This is a genomic window from Streptomyces sp. NPDC051738, assembly GCF_044453205.1.
Taxonomy (GTDB): Bacteria; Actinomycetota; Actinomycetes; order Streptomycetales; family Streptomycetaceae; genus Streptomyces.
Map to the genome: position 1 here is coordinate 103,431 of NZ_JBITCM010000025.1, position 23,725 is coordinate 127,155.

The 23,725-nt window shown below is 69.5% G+C and carries 24 protein-coding genes and 1 pseudogene; 10 read left to right on the forward strand and 15 right to left on the reverse strand.

The features are described 5' to 3' along the window. Nucleotides 1-113: 113 nt before the first annotated feature. Nucleotides 114-956 carry a Scr1 family TA system antitoxin-like transcriptional regulator gene (locus ACIA8X_RS40330; RefSeq protein ID WP_393441725.1) on the forward strand — a complete coding sequence of 281 codons (843 nt, stop codon included), beginning with the start codon at nt 114-116 and terminating at the stop codon, nt 954-956. Continuing rightward, a complete protein-coding gene (locus tag ACIA8X_RS40335) occupies nt 953-1,156 on the forward strand; it encodes a DUF397 domain-containing protein (protein ID WP_399460392.1) in 204 nt (67 codons plus the stop codon). The genes ACIA8X_RS40330 and ACIA8X_RS40335 overlap by 4 nt, the downstream gene beginning before the upstream one ends. Here the strand turns inward: ACIA8X_RS40335 and ACIA8X_RS40340 are convergent. The 3 genes and pseudogenes from ACIA8X_RS40340 to ACIA8X_RS40350 form a co-directional block, all read right to left on the reverse strand. After that, a complete protein-coding gene (locus tag ACIA8X_RS40340; protein ID WP_399460393.1) occupies nt 1,116-2,108 on the reverse strand; it encodes a winged helix-turn-helix domain-containing protein in 993 nt (330 codons plus the stop codon). The genes ACIA8X_RS40335 and ACIA8X_RS40340 overlap by 41 nt on opposite strands. Nucleotides 2,109-2,284: 176 nt before the next feature. After that, nucleotides 2,285-2,671, reverse strand: a complete 387-nt coding sequence (locus ACIA8X_RS40345) for a peptidase inhibitor family I36 protein (RefSeq protein WP_393441720.1) — start codon at nt 2,669-2,671, stop codon at nt 2,285-2,287. Between the two features lie 110 nt (nt 2,672-2,781). Continuing rightward, nucleotides 2,782-3,155: pseudogene (locus ACIA8X_RS40350) on the reverse strand (methyltransferase); the annotation flags it as partial. A gap of 90 nt (nt 3,156-3,245) precedes the next feature. Between ACIA8X_RS40350 and ACIA8X_RS40355 the strand changes: the two are divergent. After that, nucleotides 3,246-4,031 carry an intradiol ring-cleavage dioxygenase gene (locus ACIA8X_RS40355; RefSeq protein ID WP_393441718.1) on the forward strand — a complete coding sequence of 262 codons (786 nt, stop codon included), beginning with the start codon at nt 3,246-3,248 and terminating at the stop codon, nt 4,029-4,031. A 115-nt stretch (nt 4,032-4,146) separates the two neighbouring features. Here ACIA8X_RS40355 and ACIA8X_RS40360 read toward each other — a convergent pair whose 3' ends face one another. After that, nucleotides 4,147-4,818: a DUF4360 domain-containing protein gene (locus ACIA8X_RS40360; RefSeq protein WP_393441715.1), complete on the reverse strand. Its 672-nt coding sequence runs from the start codon at nt 4,816-4,818 to the stop codon at nt 4,147-4,149. Between the two features lie 274 nt (nt 4,819-5,092). Here ACIA8X_RS40360 and ACIA8X_RS40365 point away from each other — a divergent pair, with 274 nt between their 5' ends. After that, nucleotides 5,093-5,944 carry an intradiol ring-cleavage dioxygenase gene (locus ACIA8X_RS40365; RefSeq protein ID WP_399460394.1) on the forward strand — a complete coding sequence of 284 codons (852 nt, stop codon included), beginning with the start codon at nt 5,093-5,095 and terminating at the stop codon, nt 5,942-5,944. Nucleotides 5,945-5,976: 32 nt separating this feature from the next. On the opposite strand, the gene ACIA8X_RS40370 is transcribed toward ACIA8X_RS40365, so the two are convergent. The 6 genes from ACIA8X_RS40370 to ACIA8X_RS40395 form a co-directional block, all read right to left on the reverse strand. Beyond that, nucleotides 5,977-6,891: a sulfite exporter TauE/SafE family protein gene (locus ACIA8X_RS40370; protein ID WP_399460395.1), complete on the reverse strand. Its 915-nt coding sequence runs from the start codon at nt 6,889-6,891 to the stop codon at nt 5,977-5,979. A 152-nt stretch (nt 6,892-7,043) separates the two neighbouring features. After that, a complete protein-coding gene (locus ACIA8X_RS40375; RefSeq protein ID WP_399460396.1) occupies nt 7,044-8,552 on the reverse strand; it encodes an alpha-N-arabinofuranosidase in 1,509 nt (502 codons plus the stop codon). 105 nt (nt 8,553-8,657) lie between these two features. Then, nucleotides 8,658-9,632, reverse strand: coding sequence for an arabinan endo-1,5-alpha-L-arabinosidase (locus ACIA8X_RS40380; RefSeq protein WP_393441707.1), 975 nt, complete (start codon nt 9,630-9,632; stop codon nt 8,658-8,660). After that, complete coding sequence (locus ACIA8X_RS40385; protein ID WP_393441705.1) at nt 9,629-10,465, reverse strand: carbohydrate ABC transporter permease; 837 nt, start codon at nt 10,463-10,465, stop codon at nt 9,629-9,631. Before ACIA8X_RS40385 ends, ACIA8X_RS40380 begins: the two co-directional genes overlap by 4 nt. Then, on the reverse strand, nt 10,462-11,403 hold the full coding sequence (locus tag ACIA8X_RS40390; protein ID WP_393441703.1) for a carbohydrate ABC transporter permease: 942 nt from the start codon (nt 11,401-11,403) through the stop codon (nt 10,462-10,464). The genes ACIA8X_RS40385 and ACIA8X_RS40390 overlap by 4 nt, the downstream gene beginning before the upstream one ends. Then, a complete protein-coding gene (locus ACIA8X_RS40395; RefSeq protein ID WP_393441701.1) occupies nt 11,400-12,755 on the reverse strand; it encodes an extracellular solute-binding protein in 1,356 nt (451 codons plus the stop codon). The genes ACIA8X_RS40390 and ACIA8X_RS40395 overlap by 4 nt, the downstream gene beginning before the upstream one ends. Before the next feature lie 341 nt (nt 12,756-13,096). Here ACIA8X_RS40395 and ACIA8X_RS40400 point away from each other — a divergent pair, with 341 nt between their 5' ends. From ACIA8X_RS40400 to ACIA8X_RS40410, 3 genes are read left to right on the forward strand one after another with little or no spacing between them, the layout of a single operon-like run. Continuing rightward, nucleotides 13,097-13,714, forward strand: a complete 618-nt coding sequence (locus tag ACIA8X_RS40400) for a toxin-antitoxin system, toxin component family protein (RefSeq protein ID WP_393441699.1) — start codon at nt 13,097-13,099, stop codon at nt 13,712-13,714. A gap of 41 nt (nt 13,715-13,755) precedes the next feature. Further along, the gene (locus ACIA8X_RS40405) at nt 13,756-14,943 is read left to right on the forward strand and encodes an MAB_1171c family putative transporter (protein ID WP_393441697.1); all 1,188 of its coding nucleotides are present in this window, start codon (nt 13,756-13,758) and stop codon (nt 14,941-14,943) included. A 59-nt stretch (nt 14,944-15,002) separates the two neighbouring features. Beyond that, complete coding sequence (locus tag ACIA8X_RS40410) at nt 15,003-16,388, forward strand: NAD(P)/FAD-dependent oxidoreductase (RefSeq protein WP_393443185.1); 1,386 nt, start codon at nt 15,003-15,005, stop codon at nt 16,386-16,388. Nucleotides 16,389-16,429: 41 nt separating this feature from the next. Here ACIA8X_RS40410 and ACIA8X_RS40415 read toward each other — a convergent pair whose 3' ends face one another. From ACIA8X_RS40415 to ACIA8X_RS40425, 3 genes are all read right to left on the reverse strand, one after another. Continuing rightward, nucleotides 16,430-17,281, reverse strand: a complete 852-nt coding sequence (locus tag ACIA8X_RS40415) for an SMP-30/gluconolactonase/LRE family protein (protein WP_393441695.1) — start codon at nt 17,279-17,281, stop codon at nt 16,430-16,432. Continuing rightward, nucleotides 17,278-18,051, reverse strand: coding sequence for an IclR family transcriptional regulator (locus ACIA8X_RS40420; RefSeq protein WP_393441693.1), 774 nt, complete (start codon nt 18,049-18,051; stop codon nt 17,278-17,280). Before ACIA8X_RS40420 ends, ACIA8X_RS40415 begins: the two co-directional genes overlap by 4 nt. 140 nt (nt 18,052-18,191) lie before the next feature. After that, entirely contained in the window at nt 18,192-18,662 is a 471-nt protein-coding gene (locus ACIA8X_RS40425) for a hypothetical protein (protein WP_393441691.1), read from the reverse strand. Nucleotides 18,663-18,819: 157 nt separating this feature from the next. Between ACIA8X_RS40425 and ACIA8X_RS40430 the strand changes: the two genes are divergently transcribed. Together ACIA8X_RS40430 and ACIA8X_RS40435 are read left to right on the forward strand one after the other, a co-directional pair. After that, a complete protein-coding gene (locus ACIA8X_RS40430; protein WP_393441689.1) occupies nt 18,820-19,395 on the forward strand; it encodes a DUF2269 family protein in 576 nt (191 codons plus the stop codon). A 274-nt stretch (nt 19,396-19,669) separates the two neighbouring features. Further along, a complete protein-coding gene (locus ACIA8X_RS40435) occupies nt 19,670-20,959 on the forward strand; it encodes an RNA-guided endonuclease InsQ/TnpB family protein (RefSeq protein ID WP_393441687.1) in 1,290 nt (429 codons plus the stop codon). Nucleotides 20,960-21,020: 61 nt separating this feature from the next. On the opposite strand, the gene ACIA8X_RS40440 is transcribed toward ACIA8X_RS40435, so the two are convergent. Together ACIA8X_RS40440 and ACIA8X_RS40445 are read right to left on the reverse strand one after the other, a co-directional pair. After that, complete coding sequence (locus ACIA8X_RS40440) at nt 21,021-22,262, reverse strand: helix-turn-helix domain-containing protein (protein WP_399460407.1); 1,242 nt, start codon at nt 22,260-22,262, stop codon at nt 21,021-21,023. Nucleotides 22,263-22,309: 47 nt separating this feature from the next. After that, nucleotides 22,310-22,462, reverse strand: a complete 153-nt coding sequence (locus ACIA8X_RS40445; protein WP_167348315.1) for a hypothetical protein — start codon at nt 22,460-22,462, stop codon at nt 22,310-22,312. 213 nt (nt 22,463-22,675) lie between these two features. Between ACIA8X_RS40445 and ACIA8X_RS40450 the strand changes: the two genes are divergently transcribed. Beyond that, nucleotides 22,676-23,662 carry a DUF3068 domain-containing protein gene (locus ACIA8X_RS40450; protein WP_399460397.1) on the forward strand — a complete coding sequence of 329 codons (987 nt, stop codon included), beginning with the start codon at nt 22,676-22,678 and terminating at the stop codon, nt 23,660-23,662. The last annotated feature ends 63 nt before the right edge of the window (nt 23,663-23,725 follow it).

Consider the following 23,725-nt stretch of genomic DNA (forward strand, 5'->3'; position numbering starts at 1 on the left):
TGCGGGAGGCAGTTCACCAGGTGAGCGGCGCGTACGCTGCGCGAGCGTACGCGGTTACGGGCTGGACAGTACGCGTGACTGACCGTGACCATGTGTGCGGGAGGTGGCCGACTGTGGTCGATGGTGCGGTGGGTACGGGTACGGGTGGCGAGCCGGAGTCGTCGGACAGTCTGCGGACGTTCGGGGCGGTCGTCCAGGCGTTGCGGGAGCATGCGGGGCTGAGCCGGGAGGAGTTCGGGGATCTGGTGGGGCTGTCCAAACACACCGTGGCTTCGGTGGAGCAGGGGCGGCGAATGCCGGATCCGACGTTCCCGGAACGGTCGGAGGGGGTGCTGGGGAATACGGGGGCTGTACGGAACGCGGCCAAGCATCTGGCTCGGCAGCCGGGGTTGGCGGCGTGGTTTCGGCGGTGGGCGCTGCTGGAGACAACGGCCGTCACGCTGTGCACGTACGAATGCCGAATGATTCCGGGACTGTTGCAGACGAAGGCCTACGTGGAGGCCCTGGCCGCCGACCAACTGCCGCCGTTGAACGACGCACAGATCGAGGAACGCTGGACCGCACGAGCGGAGCGACAGCAACTACTGCGGGAGCGGCCGAACACCGCGTTCAGTTTCATTCTTGAAGAGCACCTGTTCCTACGGCGCACAGGTGGGGTGGACGTGACGCGCGAACTCATCGACCACGTACTGGAGATCGCCAAGCTACGGAACATCGAGATCCAGGTCATCCCCCTCGTGCAGGAGTCGCATGCCGGGCTTCAGGGCCCCATGCGGCTTCTGGAAACCCCTGACAACAAGTGGTTCGCCTACTGCGAAGGGCAGGAGAGCGGACAGTTGATCTCCGACCGGAAACTGGTCAGCGTGCTCCAGAGCCGGTATGCCAGGATGCGTTCACAGGCTCTCACCCCGAAGGACTCCATGAGCCTGTTGCAGCGGATGCGAGGAGACCTATGAGCACGTCCGAGATGACCTGGTTCAAGAGCAGCTACAGCAGCGCATCCGGCGACGACTGCGTCGAGGTCGCCACCTGCCCCCACACCATCCACGTCCGCGACTCCAAGCACCGGGCAGGCCCCCACCTCACCCTCTCCCCCACCACCTGGACGGAGTTCCTCACGCACGTCCGTCCAGCAGCGCCATCCCCAACGGCGTGACCGAGTGCAGTACGGTCTTCCCCGCCTTGCACGTGCTGAGCAACCCCGCCTTCCGCAGAACGCCGACATGATGGCTGGCCGTCGCCGGTGAGATCCCCGCGTCATGGGCGAGCTCGGTCGTCGTCAGCCCGTGGTCCGCGACCAGTTCGAGGATCCCGGCGCGGGTACGTCCGAGGAGGGCGTTCAAGGAGCGGAGCCCGGACGCGCCGCCGCCCAGCATCGTCCCGTGCGTCATCGGGTAGACCACGACGCACGGTAGCGCCGGATCCCTCAGCAGCGTCGGCTTGCGCCAGCAGAAGTACGACGGGAGGACCAGCAGTCCGCGCCCGTCGAGGTGTACGTCCCGGTCGGCGCCCACGCCCGTGACCTCCAGGACCGGCTTCCGCCAGACCAGACCGGCGTGCAGCGTACTCAACAACCCGCCGAGGTCACCTTGGTCGCCGTGGTCGCCGTCGGCCAAGTACCGGCTGTGGATGGCGCGTTCGGCGTCGAAGCGGGCCCGCACCCGGCCCCACCAGGGCGCCAGCGCCGTCTCGAAGTACCCCCGGAACGAGCGCGCCAGATGGGCGACGGCCTCCTTGTCGCCGTCGGCGAGCGGCCTCGCCCAGGGTGGCAGGCCCCGGCCCGCGCGGGACAGTTCCAGCAGGTCGCCGCGGAACCGTCCCCGGGGCGTCGACAGCAGGGCGCCGACCCCGGCGTCCAGGCCGCCCGTGCCGGCCGTCGGGGTGAGGAAGTCCGCCGAGTAGCCGACGGGTGGAGCGAGTCGGAGCAACGGGCGTACATCTGCGGGCAGTTCGCGGCGTATTCTGCGCCGCCAGCCGCCGAAGACGGCCGCCCCGGTGTCGGTCTGCAGCATGTGCATGCTGAGCAGCGCCTCCCACATGGGATCGGGCGCCGGCGCCAGCCTGATCTGGGCGAGGTCTGCGTCGGTGAAGTGAATACGTACCGCCATATGAGCCATCCCCGTTCGGTCTGCACTCACATGCTGCGGCGTTCCCGGCCTCTTGGCACCCTCAGAAGTCACGGGGTCGCCCACAGACGCACGGCGCTCGCCAAGACCGACGCCCCGCCGCACGACCGTGTGCGGCGGGGCGCTCAAGGACGCTCAAGGGGCGCGAAATTGGGCCCTCAGCACTCCTCGACGGAGGTCACCTGGTCCCGGACGGGCGAGGCGAGGTCGATGGCCTGACCGTCCAGGATCACCTGGATCTCGTTCTCGTGGTCGGCATCCCGGTACAGGCACCAGTCGTCGCCGGAGATGTTCTTCACCGACCACACGTGGTCATTGAGACCGCCCGCCAGCTGGCCCAGGTTGGACACGCCGTCCGACAGCGAGTAGTGCGCGCCGCCGCCCTGGGCGTCGTGGTAGATGCAGAACTCGGACGGGTCGCACGGCCAGGTGGCCGGGTCCCCGGCCGCCTGGGCGGACGTCGGAATCGCCAGCATGGCGGCGGTGCCGACGACGGCGGCCAGACCGAGGCCGAGACGGCGCGTGCGGAGGGGCATGATGGACATGAGGTGCTTCCTTTCCCCGTTGTCGTGCGTACGACGACCAGCCTGCGATCCGCGCACCACACCCGCACCCGCCTTCGATCTGAGTCGAAACATCGACGCTTACCGTCACGTCAGTTCGCGACGAGACGCCACAGCGACGTAATCTCCGCGGCGCGGGCGGCATGCAGCGGATCGGCGGTGTCCCTCGCTCGTGGATGCCGCAGCCTGGTGTCGGTTCTGTCCACCACGCGCAGGCCCGCCGCTTCGATGCCGGCCAGCAGTTCGCCGCGCGTCCTGAGTCCGAGGTGCTCGGCCAGGTCCGACAGGATGAGCCAGCCTTCACCCCCCCCGGTTCGAGATGGGCTGTGAGTCCGTCCAGGAAGGTGCGGAGCATGCCGCCGCCCGCGTCGTGGACGCCTTGCTCCACGCTGGAGGTGGGCCGGGCCGGAATCCAGGGCGGGTTGCAGACGACGAGGTCCGCGCGCCCGTCCGGAAAGAGGCCGGGGCCCACGATGTCGCACAACGAACTTGACGAACATTCACTTTGCCGAACTGACAGCCCATCAACAGCATCCCTCCCTACGGTGCCGTGTCCATGACAGACTCATCTTCAACAGGCACAGCAGAGGCAGCAACCCCCACCCGGATCAGGCGCCGCACCGTACTGATCGCCACCGGCGCCACGGCCGCCACCCTCGCCGTCGCCGCCGCCGCGCCTGAAGCCCCCACAGCCGAGGCGGCCACCACGGCCCCCGTCGCCGCCGCGGCCGTCTGCACCCTCACGAAGGAGATGACCGAAGGCCCCTACTACCTCGACGGACAGCTCGTCCGCGCCGACATCAGCGAGGACAAGACGGGATTCCCGCTGGAGCTGACCCTCACCGTCGTCGACGACGACACCTGCGCTCCGCTCGGCAACGCCCTCGTCGAGATCTGGCACTCCGACGCCCTCGGCGAGTACTCCGGCTTCGTCGGCAACAACGGCCATGACGAGCCCGACAACGGCACCTTCCTGCGCGGCGGGATCCTGACCGACTCCAGCGGCGTCGCCAGGATCACCACCGTCTACCCGGGGTGGTACAGAGGCCGCTGCGTCCACATCCACATCAAGGTGCACACGGACGTCACCCTGACCGACGACGGCTCCTTCGAGGGCGGCCAGGAACTCCACACCGGACAGCTCTTCTTCGACGAGGCGATCACGACGAGAGTCGCCGCGCTGTCGCCGTACTCGGCCAACACGGTCACCCGCACCACCCTCGCCCAGGACTCGATCTACGACGACGGAGGCGCCGCGTCCGGGCTGCTCACGCTCACCGCGCTGGGCAGTTCACCGTCGGCCGGCTACGCGGGGACGCTGACCCTGGGGGTGGAGAACTGATCTGACGCCGAGGAGCGACGAACAGGCCGCGCCCGCTGCCATCCAGCGGGCGCGGCCCGACGCATGCGCCCCGCGACGCATGCGCCCCGCGACGCACGCGCCCCGCACGCAGGGGCTACTTGCCCGGGCACTCCTTCCACGCGATGTGGTAGACCGTGCTGATGTCCCCGTCCGTCGAGTCCATGGTCATGAAGCTGACCTTGCTCGGCGACGACGAGCCGAGGTTCACCCGCAGCTCGGTGTTGATGTTGAAGTTGCGCTGAACTCCACAGGGCGCCCAGACCAGTTGGGCCCAGTCGGTCTCGTCGGTGGCCTGCCAGTTGTCGTTGAGGGGGCCACTGAAGGGGTGGTTGCGGAACTGCGTGTTCGGGGAGCCCTGGAAGTAGTACGAGGCTCGCTGGATGGCGCTCGCGCCGGGCTGGAGGGCGGCGAAGCCGCGGTAGTCGGCGCTGGCGATGGCGTAGGTGAAGCCGCCAGGGACGTGCACGACCAGGCTGAGCTGGCAGTTCTTGCGGAACGCCGTGGGATCGGAGTTGCCGCCGGCCTGGGCGAGGTAGTCGCTGTAGGTAACCGTGAAGGCGGTGTTGTCCTCCGAGACGGCGACCGCCGTGGTGCCCTGCGGACAGCCGGAGCCGTTCACCGTGGCGACCTTGATGATGATCTTGTCCGGCGGCGGGTCGTCGAACCCGCCCGCCGAGGACGGGGCCGCGTGCGCGGGCAGCGCGGCGGTGAGCAGAGCGGCCAGCGCGCCGCCGCTCAGCAGATATCTCAGGAGCCCACGTGCCATGGGTCTACGTGCTATGGATCTACGCGCCATGGATCTCTCCCTGGGGTTGGGGGGTGGCTGTGCCTCGATCCGTTCGGCCTGCCTCGCCTCGTTGAATCTTTGAAGAAAGAGTGAGGTTCCTGTGAAGGTCGGAGGCGTTGGAATCGTAGGGAGCCCCATGAGGGTCGGCCAGGGTGAACTCCAGCCATTTACAACCGAGTTGAGCGATCCATCCCCAGCTCATTCACAGCCGCACATTAAGCCGTTCCTCAGCCAGGCCCCTAATTTCCTTCACATGACGGGAAACACAGAGCACCACTCGGAACACAGTGAGCAACAGCCGAGCCGGCACCGCAAGGACCCCGGGGTCCGGCGCCGGCGCGTCCTGATCGGCGGTAGCGCCGTCGCCGCGGTGGGCGGCCTCGCGGTCGCCGGCCTCGCGTCGGCCGACACCACGACCGGCACCACGACCCAGGAGAGCGGCACGTCGACCACCGCCGCGACGGAGGCCTCCACCTCCGCCACGGACGGCGTCTGCGTCCTCAACGCCGAGGTCACCGAGGGTCCGTACTCCCTCGAAGGCGCCCTCGTGCGCGAGGACATCCGGGAGGACAAGGAGGGCTTCGAGGTTCAGTACACCTTCACCGTCGTCGACGTCTCCAACGACTGCGCGCCGCTCGCGAACGCCCTGCTGGAGATCTGGCACTGCGACCACCTCGGCGAGTACTCCGGCTTCGTCGGCGGAAACGGCCACGAGGAGGAGGACAACGGCAAGTTCCTGCGCGGCGGTCAGATGACCGACGACAGCGGCCAGTGCGGCATCACGTCCATCTGGCCGGGGCACTACGTCTCACGCGCGGTCCACGTCCATATGCGGGTGCACACGGACGTGACGCTCACCGATGACTCGTACACAGGCGGCGAGATCATTCACACCGGGCAGCTCTTCTTCGACCAGGACATCAACACGGAGATCCAGGCGACCTCGCCGTACACGGAGAACACCACGCCCGAGACCCTGCTGGAGAACGACGGCATCTACGACGACGGCGGCGCGTCCTCCGGCCTGCTGACCCTGACCGCGCTCGGCGACAGCGTCTCGGACGGCTACAAGGCGACCTTGACAGTGGGCGTCAGCACCGACTGACACCGATCGGTCGAAGCCCCCGGACCGATCGGTCAGGCGCTGACGGGCTGCCGCTCCTCGGCGGCCTCGGTCCCGGCCGCCTTCCCTTCCTTCAGGTGGGCGCGGATCGAGTACGCCAGGGCGGCGGCCCACAGCGCGTACAGGACGACGTACACCACGGCGGACGTGGCTCCCGACGCCGCGATCCAGTCGCTCTTCAGCAGCGTGCGGACGTTGGTGACGAGGATGACGCCGCCGACCGCCGAGCCCAGGATCCGCGGCGGCAGGATGCGCACCAGCCATGCGGCGATCGGCGCGGCGACCAGCCCGCCGACGAGGAAGGCGGCGACCCACGTGAAGTCGATGCCCTGCGAGCCCAGCGAGAAGAGGAAACCGAGGCTCGCGGCGACCGCCACCAGGAACTCGCTGGTGTCGATCGAGCCGATGACCTTGCGCGGCTCCATCCTCCCGGAGGCGAGCAGTGCGGGCGTACCGACCGGCCCCCAGCCGCCGCCACCGGTCGCGTCGAGGAATCCGGCGACCAGGCCGAGCGGGGTCAGGAAGCGGCGCCGCAGGGGCAGGCCCATCCGGTCCTTGGGCAGGCCGCGGAAGGTGAACCGGGACATGACGTACACGCCGAGGCCCAGCAGGATCAGGGACATCAGCGGCGCGGCCACGTCGGTCGACAGCTTCGACAGGACGGTCGCACCGAGGAAGGAACCGATCGCGCCGGGGACGCCGATCTTCCCCACGACCTTCCAGTCGACGTTCCCGAACCGCCAGTGCGAGGCGCCCGACATCAACGTCGTACCGATCTCGGCGAGGTGCACCGTGGCCGAGACGGCGGCCGGGTTGGTGCCCATGGCCAGCATCAACGTCGTCGACGTCACGCCGTAGGCCATACCGAGGCTGCCGTCCACGAGCTGGGCCCCGAGGCCGGCGAGGGCGAGCAGTATCAGCGTGCGCATGCGGCCGGTCCCGTCTTTCCGAGGTTTCCTACCGGGTTGGTAGGGATGGCTGGACGGGACCGGACTCTAGGGCATCAAACTGAGGGCGGGCTGAGCGTGTCCGAATACAGAGACGCGCGTCTCAGAGAAGCGTGTCTCCGCTCCAGAACCCCTCAGCCCAGCCTGATCACATTCCAGGACATCGGTTCCAGTACGGCGGTGAGGCGGCCGTCCTTCAGCGCCGTGCCCTCGACCGGGTGCGGGGTGACGCGCTCGGGGTCGTCGAGGGTGTTGCGGGCGTCCGGGTCGGCGTCCGCGAGGGCGCTGTGCTCGACGATGTTCGTCAGGTCCAGCCCGCTCAGGGCGACTTCGAGCGGGAGGGCCTCGGTGCGGCTGCGGTTCACGGCGAAGACGGTGACCGTGCCGTCCTCGGCGCGCACGGCCGTGGCGTGCAGCAGGTCGGCCTCGCCGTACTTCTTCGTCTCGTACGTCGGGGAGTCCACCCGGACGTCCAGGACCTCGCCGCGGCCGTACTTGGCGGCCTGCGCGAAGGGGAAGAACGTCGTCTGCCTCCAGGCCGGGCCGCCCGGCTCGGTCATGATCGGGGCGATGACGTTGACGAGCTGCGCGAGGCAGGCGACGGTGACGCGGTCGGCGTGGCGCAGCAGCGCGATGAGGAGCGAGCCGAAGACGACCGCGTCCATGACGCTGTAGTTGTCCTCCAGGAGCCGGGGGGCCTCCGGCCAGTCCTCCAGCGACTTGGCGTGCTCCTCCCACTCCGGCAGGTACCAGACGTTCCACTCGTCGAAGGACAGGTTGATCTTCTTCTTCGACTTGAGCCGCGCGCCCACGTGGTCCGCGGTCGCGACCACGTTCTCGATGAAGGACTCCATGTCGACGGCCGAGGCGAGGAAGGAGTCGACGTCACCGTTCTCCGGCCAGTAGTAGGCGTGGAGAGAGACGTAGTCGACGAGGTCGTACGTCTCCTTGAGGACCGTCGCCTCCCACTCGGCGAAGGTCGGCATGGACTGGCTGGAGGAGCCGCAGGCGACCAGTTCGACCTTCGGGTCCATCTGGCGCATCGCGCGGGCCGTCTCGGCGGCGACACGGCCGTACTCCTCGGCCGTCTTGTGGCCGGTCTGCCAGGGGCCGTCCATCTCGTTGCCGAGGCACCAGAGCCGGATGCCGAAGGGGTCCTTGTCGCCGTGGGCCGCACGGAGGTCGGAGAGGGCCGTGCCTTCGGGGTGGTTGGCGTACTCCTGGAGTTCGAGGGCCTCCGCGACGCCCCGGGTGCCGAGGTTGATGGCCATCATGGGCTCGGCCTGGGGGCCGACCTTGCGGAGGAAGTCGATGTACTCGGCGAGGCCGAACCGGTTGGACTCCGTCGAGTGCCAGGCGAGGTCGAGGCGGCGGGGGCGGTCTTCTGCGGGGCCTACCGAGTCCTCCCACTTGTAGCCCGAGACGAAGTTGCCACCGGGGTAGCGGATGGCTGTGACGCCGAGTTCGCGGACCAGGTTCAGGACGTCTTGGCGCAGGCCCTTCTCGTCGGCTGTGGGGTGGTCGGGTTCGAAGATGCCGGTGTAGACGCAGCGGCCGAGGTGTTCTACGAAGCTGCCGAAGAGGCGGGGGTTGACTTCGCCGATGGTGAAGGCGGGGTCGAGGGTGAAACGGGCGGTGTGCATGTTCGCCTTTCCAAGGGGGTGGTTCTGAATCGTTGGCGGCTGCGGGTCGTGGGGGCTGGTCGCGCCCGCGCGGCGGAGCCGCATATCGGACACAGCCCCGCGCCCCTAGAGGGCGATCGGCCAGCCGTTGGCCGTCCAGTGCAGTTTGTTCAGGCCCAGCTTGGGCGTGCCCTCGTCCTCCGCGTCGTAGTAGTGGTACGCCAGCCAGTCCTGGCCCTTCGCCCGGAACACCGACTGGCCGCCCGTGCCGATATACCTGCCGTGGCCTGCCAGGAGTAGGTCTCCCCCGCCCTCCAGCATCGGCTTGCCCTTGCTGTCGGTGTACGGGCCCGTCACGGACGTCGATCTGCCGACCTTGATCTTGTACGTCGAGTTCACGCCCGCGCAGCAGGCGTCGTACGACGCGAAGAGGTAGTAGTGGCGGCCGTGCCTGACGATGTACGGGCCCTCGACCGCGTACGGGGCGTCCGGGCGGGTCGCCAGGTGGTGGACCGGGGCTTTCTCCAGCGCCTTGCCCGTTCTCGGGTTCAGTTCGACCATGCGGATGCCCGTCCAGTACGAGCCGAAGGACATCCAGAGCCTGCCGTCGGCCTGGATGAGCGCGGGGTCGATGGCGTTCCAGGTGTCGGTCGTCTCCGACGCGAACACCTTGCCGTGGTCCGTCCAGGTGCCGGGGAGGCCGGAGCGGGAGGTCGCGACGCCGATCGCCGAGTGGTTGGTGCCCCAGGAGGAGACCGCGTAGTAGAGCCAGTGGCGGCCCTGGCGGTAGGAGATGTCGGGGGCCCAGGGGTCGCCCGTGTCGTTGTACTCGTACCACCAACTCGGCGGCTCGGCGAAGGCGTTGCCCTCGTCCGTCCAGTGCACGCGGTCCTTGGAGAGGCGGGCGCCGATGACGCCGCCGGTCGAGTACGCCACGTACTGGCCGGACTTCAGCCTCAGGACGGTCGGATCGTGGATGATCTCCTGGCCGGTGAGGGGCCGGGGGGCGGGGTAACTCCGCTGCTCCGCCTGCGCCGTGTTGGGGAGGAAGGCCAGGAAGGCCGCCGCCAGCACGGCCGTCAGCGTTCTGTGTGCTCTCACTGGCCCGCCAACCCCGTGTGGGCCACGCCCGCCACGATCTGCCGCTGGAAGAAGACGAAGACGACGATCAGGGGCAGGCCCGCCATCAGGCCGCCGGCCATGAGCTGGGCCCACTGGATGCCGTAGGAGTTCATGACGGTCGCGATGCCGTTCGGCATGGTCATCAGGTCGGGGTTGTTGGTCACCATGTAGGGCCACAGGAAGTTGTTCCACGAGGCGATGAAGGTGAAGATGCCAACCGCCGCCAGGGAGGGGCGGGCGAGCGGGACGACGATGGTGAAGAAGACGCGCCAGCGGCCCGCGCCGTCGATGAACGCGGCCTCCTCCAGTTCGCGCGGGATGCCCTGGAAGAACTTGTAGAGGATGTAGACCATCGCGGCGGGCGCGCACTGCGGCAGGATCATGCCCCAGTAGGTGTCGACCATCCCCATCTGCTGGACGGTGGTGAAGAGGGGGACCCCCAGGACCGCCGGGGAGATCATCAGGCCCGCCATCACCACGCCCATCAGGACGCTCTTGCCGCGGAACTCGGTGCGGGCGAAGCCGTATCCGGCCAGCGCGCTCACCAGCAGGACCACGGACGTCACGCAGACGGAGACGACCAGGGAGTTCACGAACCAGTTCGTGATGTTGCCGGTCTCGAACAGGGCCGTCCACGCCTGGCCCGTCCAGTCCTTCGGCAGCCAGCGCGGAGGGACCTCCACGGCCTCGGTCTCGGACTTGAGCGAGGTGAACAGGCTCCAGGCGAAGGGCGCGAGGAAGACGGCCGAGACGGCCGTGGCGAGGAGGGTCAGGATGATCTGGCTCGGCGTCCATGCTCTGGTGGTCGTCATCGTGCGCCCTCCTCACGGTTGCGCAGCAGCCACATACGGGCGAGCGCGACGGCCGCGATGATCACGAAGAAGATGATGGAGATCGCGGAGGCGTAGCCCACGCGGTAGCTGGTGAAGCCCTCTTCGAGGGTGTACTGGACGAAGGTGCGGGTCGAGTTCTCCGGGCCGGGGCCGAAGTCCATCATCACGACCGCCTGGTCGAAGACCTGGAGCGAGGCCAGGATCTGCAGCGCGACGACCAGGCCCGTGATGTTGCGCAGCATCGGCAGGGTGATGTGGACCATGCGGTGCCAGGCGTTCGCGCCGTCGAGCTTGGCGGCCTCGTAGAGGTGGTCGGGGATGGACTGGAGCGCGGCGAGGTAGAGCAGGAAGCTGAAGCCGACCGTCCACCACAGGGTGGTGATGACGATGGCGAGCATCGCGTACGACTTGTCCGTCAGCCAGGGCGTCTCGATGCCGAAGACATGGTTGATCATTCCCGTGCCGGGGTTGAACAGCCACTGCCAGAGGTTGCCGGCGACGGTGGAGGGGAGCAGGAAGGGCGCGAAGAAGCACAGGCGCCACAGCCATTTGCCGCGCTCGATGTGGTGGGCGAGCATCGCGAGGAGGAAGGCGAGGACCGTGATGCAGGGCACGACGAGGAGGGTGAAGTACGCGCTGTGGCCGAGCGCGTCCCACATCAGGGGGTCCTTCAGGGCCTCGCGGTAGTTGTCGAGGCCTATGAAGCTCTCGCCGTCGCCCGTGATGTTGGCGTCCGTGAAGCTGAGGTAGACGCCGCGCAGCAGCGGCCAGATCACGAAGAGGGCGAACAGGGCGAGGAACGGGGCGACGAACCAGCCGCCGTGCTGGAAGCCCTGGCCCCGGCGGAGGGTGGCGCCGATCGCGGTGCTCCTGGTGCGCGCCGGTGCGATGACGGTCTGGGCGCTGGTCGCCATCATGCTGCCGTACCTCCCTGCGCCGCGGTCTGGCCGTCCATGGGGTTCTTCATCGCGAGCAGCTTGGTGAGCTCGCTCCGCATCCGGCCCGCCGCGGCCTCCGGCCCCGCCGAGCCCACCGTCGAGGAGACGACGATGGGGCCCACGCGCTGGGCGAGGATGCCGGTGGAGCCCGCGAACCACACCTTCGGCTCGGTGGCCTGGTGGTCCATGGCGGAGGCGTACTCGCTCTGCGGGTTCAGCTTCTTGTACGCCGCCGTGGACAGGGTCGGTGTGTAGGCGGGGATGTGGCCGCCGGCCGCCCACTGCTGGGCATGCTGGACGACGTAGGCGGCGAGTCGGTGGGCCGCCTCGTTGGTGGCGCCGCCGCGGTCGGACTGGTGCGGCAGGACGAAGGCGTGCGACTCGGCGTGGGTGGCCTGCCTGCCGAAGACGGGCGGCAGCGGGGTCGCGCCGTAGTCGAGCTCGGCGCCCGAGTAGACCGGCACCGACCAGTTGCCCTCCCAGGCGAAGGGTGCGCCGTTGAGGAACTGTTCGGCGCCGACGGAGCCCAGGCCCGGGTCGGCGTACCCGTCGGTGACGTGGCGGCGCAGGAACTCAAGGACCTGGACGGCCTTGTCGGTGTCGAAGGTGACCTCCGTCTGGGCGGCGTTGAACCAGGTGCCGCCGAGCTGGGTGTAGAAGGCGACGAAGAACCACCACTGGAAGTTCTGGTCGTTGATCCACAGGCCGATGGTCTGCAGGCCCTTCCTGGTGGCCTTCTTGGCCTCCTTGAGCACGTCGAACCACTCGTCGGCCGACGTCACGGGCACGATCCGGCCGTCGGCGCCGAGCAGGCCCGCCTTCTTCAGCACGTCCTTGCGGTAGAAGCAGAGCTGGACGTGGATGTCGAGCGGGAGGGCGTAGAGCTTGCCGTCGATGACGGCGCGCTTCCACAGCGCGGGGTTGAAGTCCGCCTCCCGTACGCCGTACTTGGCGAGCAGGTCGACGTCCCAGGGGTCCAGGAGCCGGCCGGGCGAGAAGCCGGTGACGCGGCCGAGGTGCATGACGCCGAGGTCCGGGGCGCGGTTGCCGGCGGCGGCCATGGCGAGCTTGGTGTAGAAGGGGTTGCCCCACTGGAGGGTCGAGTCCTTCACGTCGATGCCGGGGTTCGCCTTACGGAAGGCGTCCAGCATCGCGATCATGTTGGAGCCGTCGCCGCCGCTGAAGAGGTTCCAGTACCGCACCCGGGTGCCGGCGCTGGAGGCGAGCGCGTCGGCACCGGTGCCGAGCGCGGCGAAGCCGAAGCTGCCGGCCACCGTCAACCCGCCCGCGGTGGCCAGAAGTTGCCTGCGGTTGAGGCCAGGTTGTCCCATTCCCTGCCCTAACTGTTCGAGATATCGAATTATGCACGTAACTTCGAACGGGACCGTAGGCGGCAAGCGCTTTCTAGTCAATGCCTAGTGCACGAATTCCGAGAGGTGATCGAGGACTGGGCGACCGTCCCGAAGTCACCGGCGGGTCGGCAACGCCGCCAAGGGGCGCGGGGAACCGCGCGACCAGCCCCCACGAACCCGCGGCCGAAAGACAACGCATCCCGGCCTTCCTCAGCACGCCTCGTTCCTCGTTGAACTACGGTCGCTGTATCGCATGACTCGGGACCGCGGGACGCGTACGCTCGAACGGCCCGCCGAGCGGCGGAGGAACAGGGGGTGCGATGGACATCGCGGGCGCCCGCACATGGGCGACCCGGGTCGCTTCGCTGCTGCGGTCGCGGCGCTCTCACCGCGCCTCGACCATGCGCGACCTGGCTTCCGAGCTGAGCGCGGCCGTACGGGCCAGACCTCACCCCCCGGCCGACGTACGCGAGGTGTGCCACGCGCTGTGCGCGGAGATGAGCGCGCGGCGCGGCGGGCGGCCCGTCGAGCTGCGCTTCGAGCGGTTCCCCGACGAGATCGAAGTGACCGGGCTGTGGGTGGAGTTCCAGGACTTCGACCTGGTCATCGTCGAGGAGCGGGCCGAGGCGGTACAGCAACTGGTCATCCTCGGCCATGAGTTGTGGCATCTGCACGCCGGACACGGTCACGACCACACCGCCGGTACGGCGGCCGTGCACGCGCTCGCCGACCGGCCCGGGTGGAAGGACATCGCCCTCGCGGTGGCCGCCCGCGACGGCTCCCGGCAGCGGGACGAGGCCGAGGCCGACGACTTCGGGCACCGACTGGCCGCCGCCTTCCGGCCGTTGCTGTCGAGGGCCGGGCCGGACGCGCCGCTCGGGCCGGTGCAGCGGTCGATGGGGTATCGCGGGGGCGACAGCGGAGGGACAGCGCCGTGACCGGCCTTGCGGCCCGGGAACCCTCTGGTCTCCTCGGCGACATGTACATCTCGTTCTGGATCCCGACCGTCATCCTGACCGCCGCCCTGGCGATCAAGCTGCCGAGCATCGTCAAGATGTGGCGGGACCCGCTGCTGCGCGCCGTCGGCGGACTGCTGCTGTTCGCCTGCGCCGTGTTCGTCTTCGCGGCCCCGAACACCATCGCCTGGACCAACCGCGTCACCGGCGTGCCGAACATCTCGGCGCCCTGGGTGTACTCCCTGATCACCGCGCTCTGCGCGTCCTGGCTGCTGCTGATCATCGCCTGGCGCAACGGCCTCTCCGACGACTCGACGGCGACCCGCCGCGCGACCCGCTGGGTCGTCTCCGTGTACGCGGGTGTGGTGGCCACCCTGTGGAGCCTCTTCGCGCTCGCCGACGCCCCCGTGGAACGGCTCCGGGACCTCGACACGTACTACGCCACCACGCCCTTCATGCGCGAGATGATCCTGCTCTACCTCCTCGCGCACACCGTGGCCTGCGCCGTCACGGCCCGGCTGATCTGGAACTGGATCCGCACCGACGGCCTCGACGCCTGGCTGCGCTGGGGGCTCAGGTTCCTGGGGGTCGGCTACGCGACGAACCTGTTCTTCGACGCGTCCAAGCTGACCGCCGTCGTCGCCCGGTGGCTGGGCCACGACCTGGACTGGCTCAGCACCGACCTGGCACCGTCGGCCGCTTCCGTCTCCGCCTCGCTGGTCGCCGTCGGCTTCATCATCCCGCACGCCGGCCAGTACCTGCACGAGCAAGGGCGGATCCGGCTGCACCGCCTGCGGCTGCGGCCGCTCTACCTGCTGATGCGGTCCGTCACCGGCGGACGCGAGCCCTTCGCCCTGCGCGGCACCGGGGAGTTGCGCCTGATCCGCCGCGAGACGTTCATCCGCGACGGGCTCCTCCAGTTGTCCCGGCACCTCGACGAGGACCTGCGCGGCCGGTCGTACGACGCGGCCCTGGCCCTCGGTTTCGTGCCCGCCCGGGCCGAGGCCCTCGCCGCGGCCGTGACGATCGTGGACGCCGTCGACACCCGCAAGCGGTCCCCCGAGGCCGAGAGCGCCGCCGCACCGTCCGGCCCGGACACCGCGTATCTGCTGCGGGAGATCCAGGCCGTGTCCCGAGCCCTCCGCCACCCCGACGACATCAACGCGGTACGCGCCCGCGCGGCCGCCCAGGCAGAGAAAGCTCGCGCATGACTGAACAGCACACCCCCGGGGCCAGAACGGCCGTCGTCCTCGGGGGATCCCATACCGGCATGCTCGCGGCCCGCGCCCTGGCCGAGTTCGTGGACCGGGTCATCGTCGTCGAACGCGACGTCCTGCCGGAGGGAGCCGCTCCCCGCAAGGGCCTGCCACAGGCGCGGCACGCCCACATGCTGTGGTCGGGCGGGGCGCGGGCCGTGGCGGAACTACTGCCCGGGATCACCGAGGCGCTCCACGGTGCCGGGGCGCACCGGCTGCCCGTCACGACGGACATGGTCGCCCTGTCGGCGCGGGGCTGGTTCCGGCGCTGGCCCGAGTCGCACCATGTGATCCTGGCCGGGCGGGACCTGCTGGACGCGACCATCCGCGCGCAGGTCCTCGCCGACGAGCGGATCGAACTGGTCGAGCGGGCCGAGGCGTTGGGGCTGGTCGGTGCGGGAGCCGTCGACACGGGAGCCGGTACGGGCGCCGTCGGCACGGACCCTGCCGTGACCGGCGTACGGATCCGGACGCACGACGGCGCCGAACGCACCCTGGAGGCCGGCCTGGTCGTCGACGCCACCGGCCGCGGGTCCGGGGCACACCGGTGGCTGACCGACCTCGGGCTGCCCGCACCGCAGCAGCGCGAGGTCGACTCCGGCCTGGCGTACGCCAGTCGGCTCTACCTCGCCCCCGAGCAGGCCCGGGACGGCTTCCCGGTCGTCAACGTGCAGCCCGACCCGCGCGACGGGCGGCCCGGCCGCGCGGGCTTCCTGCTGCCCATCGAGGACGGCCGCTGGATCGTCACCCTGTCCGGCACCCGCGGCGGCGAACCCTCCGCCGACGCCGACGACTTCGTCCGGTTCGCCCGCGAGGAGCTGCGGCACCCGCTGATCGGCGACCTGCTCGACAACGCCGAGCCACTGTCCGATGTGTCGGTCACCCGGAGCACGGTCAACCGCCGGTACTTCTACGAGCGGATGCCGGTGTGGCCGGAGAACTTCGTCGTCCTCGGCGACGCGCTCGCCGCGTTCAACCCGGTGTACGGGCACGGGCTGGCGGTCGCCGCCCAAAGCGCCCTGATCCTACGGAATGTGATGCGCCGTCAGGGCTGGGCGGCGCCAGGAGTGGCGCGCGCCGTCCAGCGTGCGGTGGCCCGCCCGGTCGGCGCCGCCTGGGACATGGCCATCGGCCAGGACGTGTTCTACCCGGGTGCGACGGAGCACGGCCCCACACTCAGGGAGCGACTCGTGGCCGCGTACGTCGGCCGACTGATGCACACGGCCACCGGGAACGGGCGGATCGCCCGGCGGGTGACGGATGTGACGTCCCTGGAGCGGGGGGCGGAGACGCTGCTGGCCCCGTCCGTGCTGCTGGCGGCCCTGGCCGGCCCGCTCAAGCCGGCGCTGAGCGGGCCGCCGTTGACCGCGGAGGAGATGAAGGCGGGTGGGTTGCGGTAGCCCGGCCGGGGGTGGAAGTTCGCCCCCAGCCCCCGGGCGGGTCAGCCGGCGAACGCCGGTTGCGCCAGGCCCTTCCCCGCGCCCGGCACCACGAACACCGAGCCGGCCAGCGCGGGCGGTGAGGCCAGGCCGACGCGGGCCGTCGTGATGTACAGGTCGGTCAGGTCGGGGCCGGCGAAGGCGCAGGCCGTGACGCGGGGCACCGGAAGCCGGACGATGCGGTCCAGCTCGCCGGCCGGCGTGTAGCGGCGTACGGCCGCGCCCTCCCACAGGGCCACCCAGACGCAGCCCTCGGCGTCGACGGTGAGCCCGTCGGGGAAGCCGGCGCCGTCCTCGATCGTGACGAACGTCCGCCGGTTCACGGCCCGCCCGCCCTCATGGTCGAAGACGTCGACCCGACGCGTCGGCGAGTCGATGTAGTACATGAGCCGCCCGTCCGGGCTCCAGCCGGTGCCGTTGCTCACCGCCACGTCGTCGAGGATCACCTCGGCCGAGCCGTCACCGGTGAGCCGGGACAGGGTGCCGCCGCCCGGTGCCTCGTCGTAGCGCATGGTGCCGGCCCACAGGGAGCCGTCGGGAGCGACGGCGGCGTCGTTGGCGCGGCGACCGGCAACGGCCTCGCGGCGCAGCCAGCGGAAGCTGTCGTCCGCGTCCAGCAGCCCCACGCCGTCCCTGAGGTTCAGGACGAGGCCACCGCCGACGCGCGGCTTGACGGCGCCGACGTGCTGCGGGGTCGTACGGACGGAGCGTCGGCCCGAGACGGGGTCGTAGGTGTGTATCCGGGCCCCGAGGATGTCGATCCAGATGAGCCGCCCGCTCTCCGGATCCCAGGTCGGCCCCTCACCGAGCTCGGCTTCCGCCCGCACCGCGACCTCGTACGCCGTCGCCCTCATGCCACGCTCCGGTGCCCGAGACGCTCCGACAGCTCGGCGGCCCCCTTGGCGGCGAGCTGCTCCAGCTCGACGCGGCGGTCGTCGCTCCAGCGGATCATGGGCACGGAGATCGAGAGCGCGGCGACGACCTTGCCGGTCCGGTCGTGCACCGGTGCCGCCACGCAGGACACGTCCGGGTTGGACTCCCGGCTCTCGACGGCGATCGCCCGCTCCCGAATCGCGGCAAGGGCCTCGCGCAGGGCGCCGGGGTCGGTGATGCTGTTCGGTGTCATGGCGACGAGCTCGGCATCGTCGGGGATCCGCGCGGTGAGCTCCGGCTCGGGAAGGGAGGCCAGCAGCATCTTGCCGACGGAGGTGCAGTGCGCGGGCAGCCGACGCCCGGCGGCGGAGACCATCCGCACCGCGTGCGTCGAGTCGACCTTGGCGATGTAGATCACGTCGGTGCCTTCGAGGATGGCCACGTGCACGGTCTCGTCACAGGTCTCGGCGACGGACCGGGCGACCTGCTGCCCCTCGGCCGCGAGGTCGAGCTGCTCGGCATAGCGACTGCCGAGCTGGTACGGCCGCACACCGAGCCGGTACCGTCCCGGCTGACCCGGCACCTGGACGATGTACGACCGGGCGGCGAGAGTGGTCACCAGCTCATGCACGGTGGTGCGCGGCAGCTGGAGCTTGCGCACGATGTCGGGGGCGGAGAGTGTGCCGTCCCCGTCGAGGAAAAGCTCGAGAATGTCGAGAGCCCGGGTCACGGCTGGTACGAGGCGTCCCACGTCCGGCGCCCTCCCTTGGGTGTCAGTAAAGGCTGCGTTCGAGATTTCAACAGCCGATCGGGATAACGAACACAGGCTACTCAAATTGCGTTTGCCCCGGCAATGGGGCTGCGCTGCCTCTCTGACAAGATCCCTCCGCTTTAGGGCTTCCCCCGGCGGACAAACGTCACATCGAAGTCCGTCGTCCACTCCTCCCCGTCGGGTGACTGCTCCCAGCCGCCCTCGATCGTCATGCCGTCGGCGCTGACGGTGGCGGTGAGGCGCTGGTGAAAGCCGGGGGCTGAGCGCCACTGGCGCCAGGTGCGGTCGGTCATGCTGCCTCGGTACACGCGGGACACGCCGCGGCCGTCGGCGTACAGGACCGTGTACTCCTCGGCCGTGTCGTCGTAGCCGGTCAGGGCGACGGTGGGGAAGGGGGCGTGGGCGGCCCACTCGCCGGGGAGGGACGTCTCGGGGGTGACGTCCGCGCGCTGGACGAGGAAGGCGCCGCCCTCCAGCCAGGCGAATTCCGTCCGGATGGGGCCGACGGTGCGGCCCGCGGCCCACATGTCCCACTCGCCCACGAAGAGGTCCAGCTGTCGCACGGCGGGGTGGGGCGTCGGTTGGCTCATCAGGTCTCCTCTGCTCGAATCCGTTCGAGAGCGCGTGCTCTGCGGTCGGTCGGCGCGCGGGAGCAGTCCGGGTGTCGTCGGATACTCCCACGGCAGTACAAGGGGTTTCTCCCCCTGTCAGACGTACTCGTTCTTCCCGCCCGGCACGGTGTTGTCCATGTCTTCCACGTCTGCGACCTCCTCCGCGTCACCCAAGAAGCTGGGCCGTCCCGCCCGTCGGGCCGTGCTGGTCATCCATGTCATCGCCGCCGCGAGCTGGCTCGGCCTCACGCTCGGGCTGCTCGCGCTCGCGATCACCGCGGGCACGACTGGCTCCCCGGCGACCGTGGAGGCTTCCGTACGGGCCATGAAGCTGTTCGCCGACTGGCTCCTGCTGCCCGTCGCGTTCCTCACGCTGATCAGCGGACTCGCGCTGGCCCTGGGCACGCAGTGGGGGCTGGCGCGGCACCGGTGGGTCTACGTCAAGTTCTGGCTGACCCTGGCCACGACCGCCGCCACAGCCTTCGCCCTGCGCCCCGGCCTGGGCACCACCGTCGCCGCCGTCACCGCGGGCGAGCCGCTGCCCGACGCCACCGACCTCATGATGGGGCCGATCGTGTCGCTGTCCGCGTACGTCTTCATGACGGTGATCTCGATCCTCAAGCCCTGGGGTCTGACGCAGCGTGGACGGAGGCTGCGTGCAGCCACCAGCCCCAAGCCGATGGACCCGGAGCCCGCCCGTCAGACCACCTGACCTGCGTCCCGACCTGCCGACCACCGCCGCGCCGGAAGGGTCACGAAGGACAGTGTTAGCGAGTACCGGGGTCGGACTTACTGCCCCGTTCAGCCTGGAGCATGTGGAGGAGTTGGGCATGCAGAGAGCGGTGCTCGCGTTCAGCAAGCGCCTTCAACCAAGCATGGAGGTCGTCGGGAAGGCGGAGGGTCAGTTGCTTCATGGCCTCACCGTACCGGCATGTTTATACCTCCCAGACATCAGCTTGAGCTCAAAATGATGGTACTGTGATGTCATGTCGAGGTTTCGGATGTACCCCACGCCGCAGCAGGAGCAAGTGATGCTCCGGCACTGCGCGCATGCCCGGTACGTATGGAACCTGGCCGTAGAGCAGCACGCATTCTGGAAGCCGGGCCGCATGTCCGCTCCCGGCTTCGCGGAGCAAAGTCGCCAGCTCACCGAGGCCCGCGCAGCCAGCGAGTGGCTACGCGAGGGGAATGCCGACGTGCAGCAGCAGGCCTTGAGGGACTTCTCCAAGGCCAAGGCTGCAAAGTTCAACTCCGGATTCGGTGAGCCGACCTGGCGCAAGAAGTACCGGCACGAGGGCTTCCGCGTCATCGGCACCGAACGCGTTCCTGAGTGCCACGAGAACGGCTCGCCGAGGCTCAACACCAAGACCGGCAAGCAGGTCATGGGCCGGTCTGTGACGGTGTGCAAGCTCAACCGGCACTGGGCACAGATCAAAGTACCCGGCTGCGGCTGGGTCCGCTTCCGTCTCACCCGCACCGCATTGCCCAAGGCGAAGACCTTCCGGGTCACGCTCAAGAACGGGCAGTGGCACATCGCCTTCGCCGTGATCCCTCAGCCGATCGCCATGCCCGGCACGGGCGTGGTCGTCGGCATCGACCGGGGCGTGACCATCACCGCCGCCCTGTCGGACGGGCGGAAGCTGAACTGCCCGCAGCTCACGGCGAAGGAGCGGGCGCAGATCCGTAAGCACCAGCGGCGAGCGACACGGGCCAAGAAGGGCAGCCCGGAGAAGACTGCCGAGTACGCCAAGGTCGCCAAGCTCAAGGCGCGGGAGGCGAACCGGCGCAAGGACTGGTGCGAGAAGAACTCGACGATGCTCGCCCGAACCTGTGACGTCATCCGGTTCGAGAAGCTGAACATCAAGAAGATGACCGCCTCCGCCCGGGGAACGGTCGACCAGCCCGGCCGACGCGTGACGCAGAAGGCTGGACTGAACCGGGCGATCCTCACCCAAGGCTGGGGCCTTCTGCGCCGCCGCACCGCGGAGAAGGCCCCCGGCCGGGTCGAAGACATCCCCGCCCCGTACACGTCTCTGCAGTGCAGTGCCTGTGGATGGATAGATAAGAACTCGCGCAAGAACCAAGCCGAGTTCGCCTGTTCCTTCTGCAACTTCACCTGCAATGCGGATGAGAACGCAGCAGTCAACGTCGCGGCAGGACAGGGTGGGATCCCCCATCCCAGGCGCCAAGCCTGTGCCGGAGGGACGACACCGCCCACACAGCGGTCGAGCGTCCGTGAACTTCAACCCGCCTGGGTTGGAATCCCCCTCTTCTGAGTGGCGGAGGATGTCAATTGTCGAACTCGGTGATCTCGCGTGGCCGCCAGAACCTGTACAGCTACCTGCGCGGCTCCCCCAGCGCCCCCTTCAACCGCTGGGCCCGCAGCACCAGTTCCAGCTCGAACCGCCGATCCGGGTCGTCCATCTCGCCGCCCCACAACTCCCGGATCTGCCGCAGCCGATAGCGGACCGTCTGGGGATGAACCCCGAGGCGGGCCGCCACTTCCGGCGCCCCGCCCCTGGTCTCCAGCCACGCCAGTAACGTCTCCGCGAGCCGCCGCCCGTGCGTGGGCCCGCAGTGCTCCAGCGGTGCCAGGCAGCGCACCGCCAGGTCGTCGATCAGCTCCTCGGGCTGCAGGAGCACGAGGGCCTCGGTGTGTTCGGTGCAGTACAGGACCTCGCCGGCCGGCAGCAGCCGCCGTTCCATCAGGCGTACGGCCGCCTCGGCCCAGCGCAGCGACTTCGCCGCGTCGGCGAGCGGGACCGGGGGGCCGATCGCGCCCGCCCAGCCGGACAGTGCCCGGTGCAGCAGTTCGGGACGGCCGGCGGCGTCCGGTTCGGGGACGACCATGCGCGGCTGCTCGTACTCCATGTCGAGCAGCACCCCCTGCCCCACGGCCGGTGCCACCGCCTCCCGCGCCGGGCGCAGCAGCACCCCCACCGCGACCTTCTCGGGCAACGGGGACCAGCCGATCCGGGCCGCCCGCTCTGTCAGCGCGTCCGCCGGATCGCCCCGGTGGTGTTCGGCCAGCAGGAGTTCCATCAGGCGGCGTTGCAGGCGCAGCCGTTCGCCGGCCTGCCGTGCCGCCGCCTCCGCGTACCCGCGCACCGACTGGTCGACCAGGCCGTCCAGGTACTCGTAACCCGCGTCGACCAGCTCGTACATCGCGGGCGGCGGAATGTCGACGCGCTGGCCGATCTCGGCGAAACGGCGCCAGGCCAGCCGTACGCCCATCCGGTAGATCGCCTGGAGCGAGTCCAGGGAGCGGCCGCCCAGGCCCTCGCCCCGGCCGAACTCCTGGAAGACGCCCGGCGGGACGCTCAGGCGGCCCTCGGACGTCTCCAGGTGCTGCACGAACACCTCGATCGCGCGCCGGATGCCGACCAGGGCCATCGGCTCGCCCGACTCGTCGAGGACGACGGGCAGATGCGGGTACTCGCGCCGGATCTCGCTGAGGATCTCCTCGGCGAGGGTTGGGGCGTCCGCCATGGCCAGCTCCGCGAAACGGCGGACCTGGAAGCGGGGTACGTCGTGCCAGGCCGAGCGGACGGGCGCGGCCGGGGACGTCGTGGAGGCCAGGGAGGTCGGTGAAGTCGGTGAAGTCGTCGAGCGGGTTGCGGCCACGGTCAACTCCCCTGGCCCGCTTGCTCGTACGTGATCAGGGGAGTGTTCGGCTGGTCGGGCGTCGCTTCCAGCAGCGCGACGACGCCGAGCGCGGCACCCACCGCGAGTACGGCGGCGAGCGCGACGGTCAGCGCGGCGGCGAGCAGTCTGGACATCGCAGGGTCAGCCTCTCTGTCCGGAGGTCCCCACCCCGGGTCACAAGTCCGATCCGACCCCTGCCTGTCGGGCCCAGTCTCGACAAGCCGTGACAGCCCGTCAAGACCGAAGGGACATTGACACTCAGTCAAGCTACGCCTACGGTTCCCGGCCCAAGAACGGCCAGGCAACGACCGTGCACCGAAGTGTGCGTCAAACCCCAGGAGTGCCGGATGCGCCGTACAGCCTCACCTCTCTCGCTGATCCTGCTGGGCATCGGCACGTTTCTGCTGGTACTGGCGCCCATGCTGGCCTGGTACGTGACCCCGCGTGCCGCCGTGAACCCCATCGACATCGACACCACCGCCGTTTACAAGGGCACCGGCAGCGTCTTCGACACCGACAAGATCGAGACCGTGCCGGACCAGAAAATCACCGTCACCCAGCGGGTGCGCGGCAATGTGGCGGAAAGTGAGCGCAGCGGCAACGGCGTCTGGGACGTGATCACCACCGTCGACACCGACAAGTCGCTGCCGGCCGCCGACCCGCACGACGCGCTGGACTTCACCCCGCACCGCTGGGTGATGGACCGGAAGACGAACAGGCCGGTGCACTGCTGCGAGGAGACGCCGTACATCGAGGGCGAGGCCTATCTGAAGTTCCCGTTCGACGTGCAGAAACGCTCCTACCAGTGGTGGGACAACACCGGCGGCACGACGGTCACCATGCGCTACGACGGCACCGAGAAGGTCCAGGGCTACACCGGCTACCGGTTCACCGCCACGGTCGCGCCCCGCAAGGTCGGCACCCGGCTCGTCCCCGGCAGCATCGTCGACCAGCCGAACCGGCCGCAGGTGCTGGCCGAGGAGTGGTACTCCAACCACAGGTTCAAGCTGGTCGTGGACCAGCGCACCGGCCGGGTGATCTACGCCCAGACCGGTCCGCGCCGTACGCTGCGGGCGCCCGGCGGCGACAACGACGCGGCGGTGCTGCTCGACAGCGAGAAGATCGCGTTCACCACGGCCACGCAGAAGGATGCCGTGCGGCAGGCGAAACGGGACAGCGGGCTGCTGCGTATGGTGAGCGAGACGCTGCCGCTCGGGACTGCTGGGGCGGGATTCGCACTTGCGGTGGTGGGTGGCGTTTTGGTGGTACGAGGGCGTAAGCGGCCGGATTCTCCGGGGACGGTCGAGATGCCCCAGCCCTCGCTCACGATGTGATGTGACGTCAGCTCTAACAAAGCCGGAAATTGTCACGCCGGTGAGTAGCCCTGGCGAACGGCT

What these genes read in the sequence shown, in the direction of transcription:
- ACIA8X_RS40335 (WP_399460392.1), top strand. Translation starts at nt 953, where the DNA reads ATGAGCACGTCCGAGATGACCTGGTTCAAGAGCAGCTACAGCAGCGCA.
- ACIA8X_RS40340 (WP_399460393.1), bottom strand. Translation starts at nt 2,108, where the DNA reads ATGGCGGTACGTATTCACTTCACCGACGCAGACCTCGCCCAGATCAGG.
- ACIA8X_RS40345 (WP_393441720.1), bottom strand. Translation starts at nt 2,671, where the DNA reads ATGTCCATCATGCCCCTCCGCACGCGCCGTCTCGGCCTCGGTCTGGCC.
- ACIA8X_RS40355 (WP_393441718.1), top strand. Translation starts at nt 3,246, where the DNA reads ATGACAGACTCATCTTCAACAGGCACAGCAGAGGCAGCAACCCCCACC.
- ACIA8X_RS40360 (WP_393441715.1), bottom strand. Translation starts at nt 4,818, where the DNA reads ATGGCACGTGGGCTCCTGAGATATCTGCTGAGCGGCGGCGCGCTGGCC.
- ACIA8X_RS40365 (WP_399460394.1), top strand. Translation starts at nt 5,093, where the DNA reads ATGACGGGAAACACAGAGCACCACTCGGAACACAGTGAGCAACAGCCG.
- ACIA8X_RS40370 (WP_399460395.1), bottom strand. Translation starts at nt 6,891, where the DNA reads ATGCGCACGCTGATACTGCTCGCCCTCGCCGGCCTCGGGGCCCAGCTC.
- ACIA8X_RS40375 (WP_399460396.1), bottom strand. Translation starts at nt 8,552, where the DNA reads ATGCACACCGCCCGTTTCACCCTCGACCCCGCCTTCACCATCGGCGAA.
- ACIA8X_RS40385 (WP_393441705.1), bottom strand. Translation starts at nt 10,465, where the DNA reads ATGACGACCACCAGAGCATGGACGCCGAGCCAGATCATCCTGACCCTC.
- ACIA8X_RS40390 (WP_393441703.1), bottom strand. Translation starts at nt 11,403, where the DNA reads ATGATGGCGACCAGCGCCCAGACCGTCATCGCACCGGCGCGCACCAGG.
- ACIA8X_RS40395 (WP_393441701.1), bottom strand. Translation starts at nt 12,755, where the DNA reads ATGGGACAACCTGGCCTCAACCGCAGGCAACTTCTGGCCACCGCGGGC.
- ACIA8X_RS40400 (WP_393441699.1), top strand. Translation starts at nt 13,097, where the DNA reads ATGGACATCGCGGGCGCCCGCACATGGGCGACCCGGGTCGCTTCGCTG.
- ACIA8X_RS40405 (WP_393441697.1), top strand. Translation starts at nt 13,756, where the DNA reads ATGTACATCTCGTTCTGGATCCCGACCGTCATCCTGACCGCCGCCCTG.
- ACIA8X_RS40410 (WP_393443185.1), top strand. Translation starts at nt 15,003, where the DNA reads ATGCTCGCGGCCCGCGCCCTGGCCGAGTTCGTGGACCGGGTCATCGTC.
- ACIA8X_RS40415 (WP_393441695.1), bottom strand. Translation starts at nt 17,281, where the DNA reads ATGAGGGCGACGGCGTACGAGGTCGCGGTGCGGGCGGAAGCCGAGCTC.
- ACIA8X_RS40425 (WP_393441691.1), bottom strand. Translation starts at nt 18,662, where the DNA reads ATGAGCCAACCGACGCCCCACCCCGCCGTGCGACAGCTGGACCTCTTC.
- ACIA8X_RS40430 (WP_393441689.1), top strand. Translation starts at nt 18,820, where the DNA reads ATGTCTTCCACGTCTGCGACCTCCTCCGCGTCACCCAAGAAGCTGGGC.
- ACIA8X_RS40435 (WP_393441687.1), top strand. Translation starts at nt 19,670, where the DNA reads ATGTCGAGGTTTCGGATGTACCCCACGCCGCAGCAGGAGCAAGTGATG.
- ACIA8X_RS40445 (WP_167348315.1), bottom strand. Translation starts at nt 22,462, where the DNA reads ATGTCCAGACTGCTCGCCGCCGCGCTGACCGTCGCGCTCGCCGCCGTA.
- ACIA8X_RS40450 (WP_399460397.1), top strand. Translation starts at nt 22,676, where the DNA reads ATGCGCCGTACAGCCTCACCTCTCTCGCTGATCCTGCTGGGCATCGGC.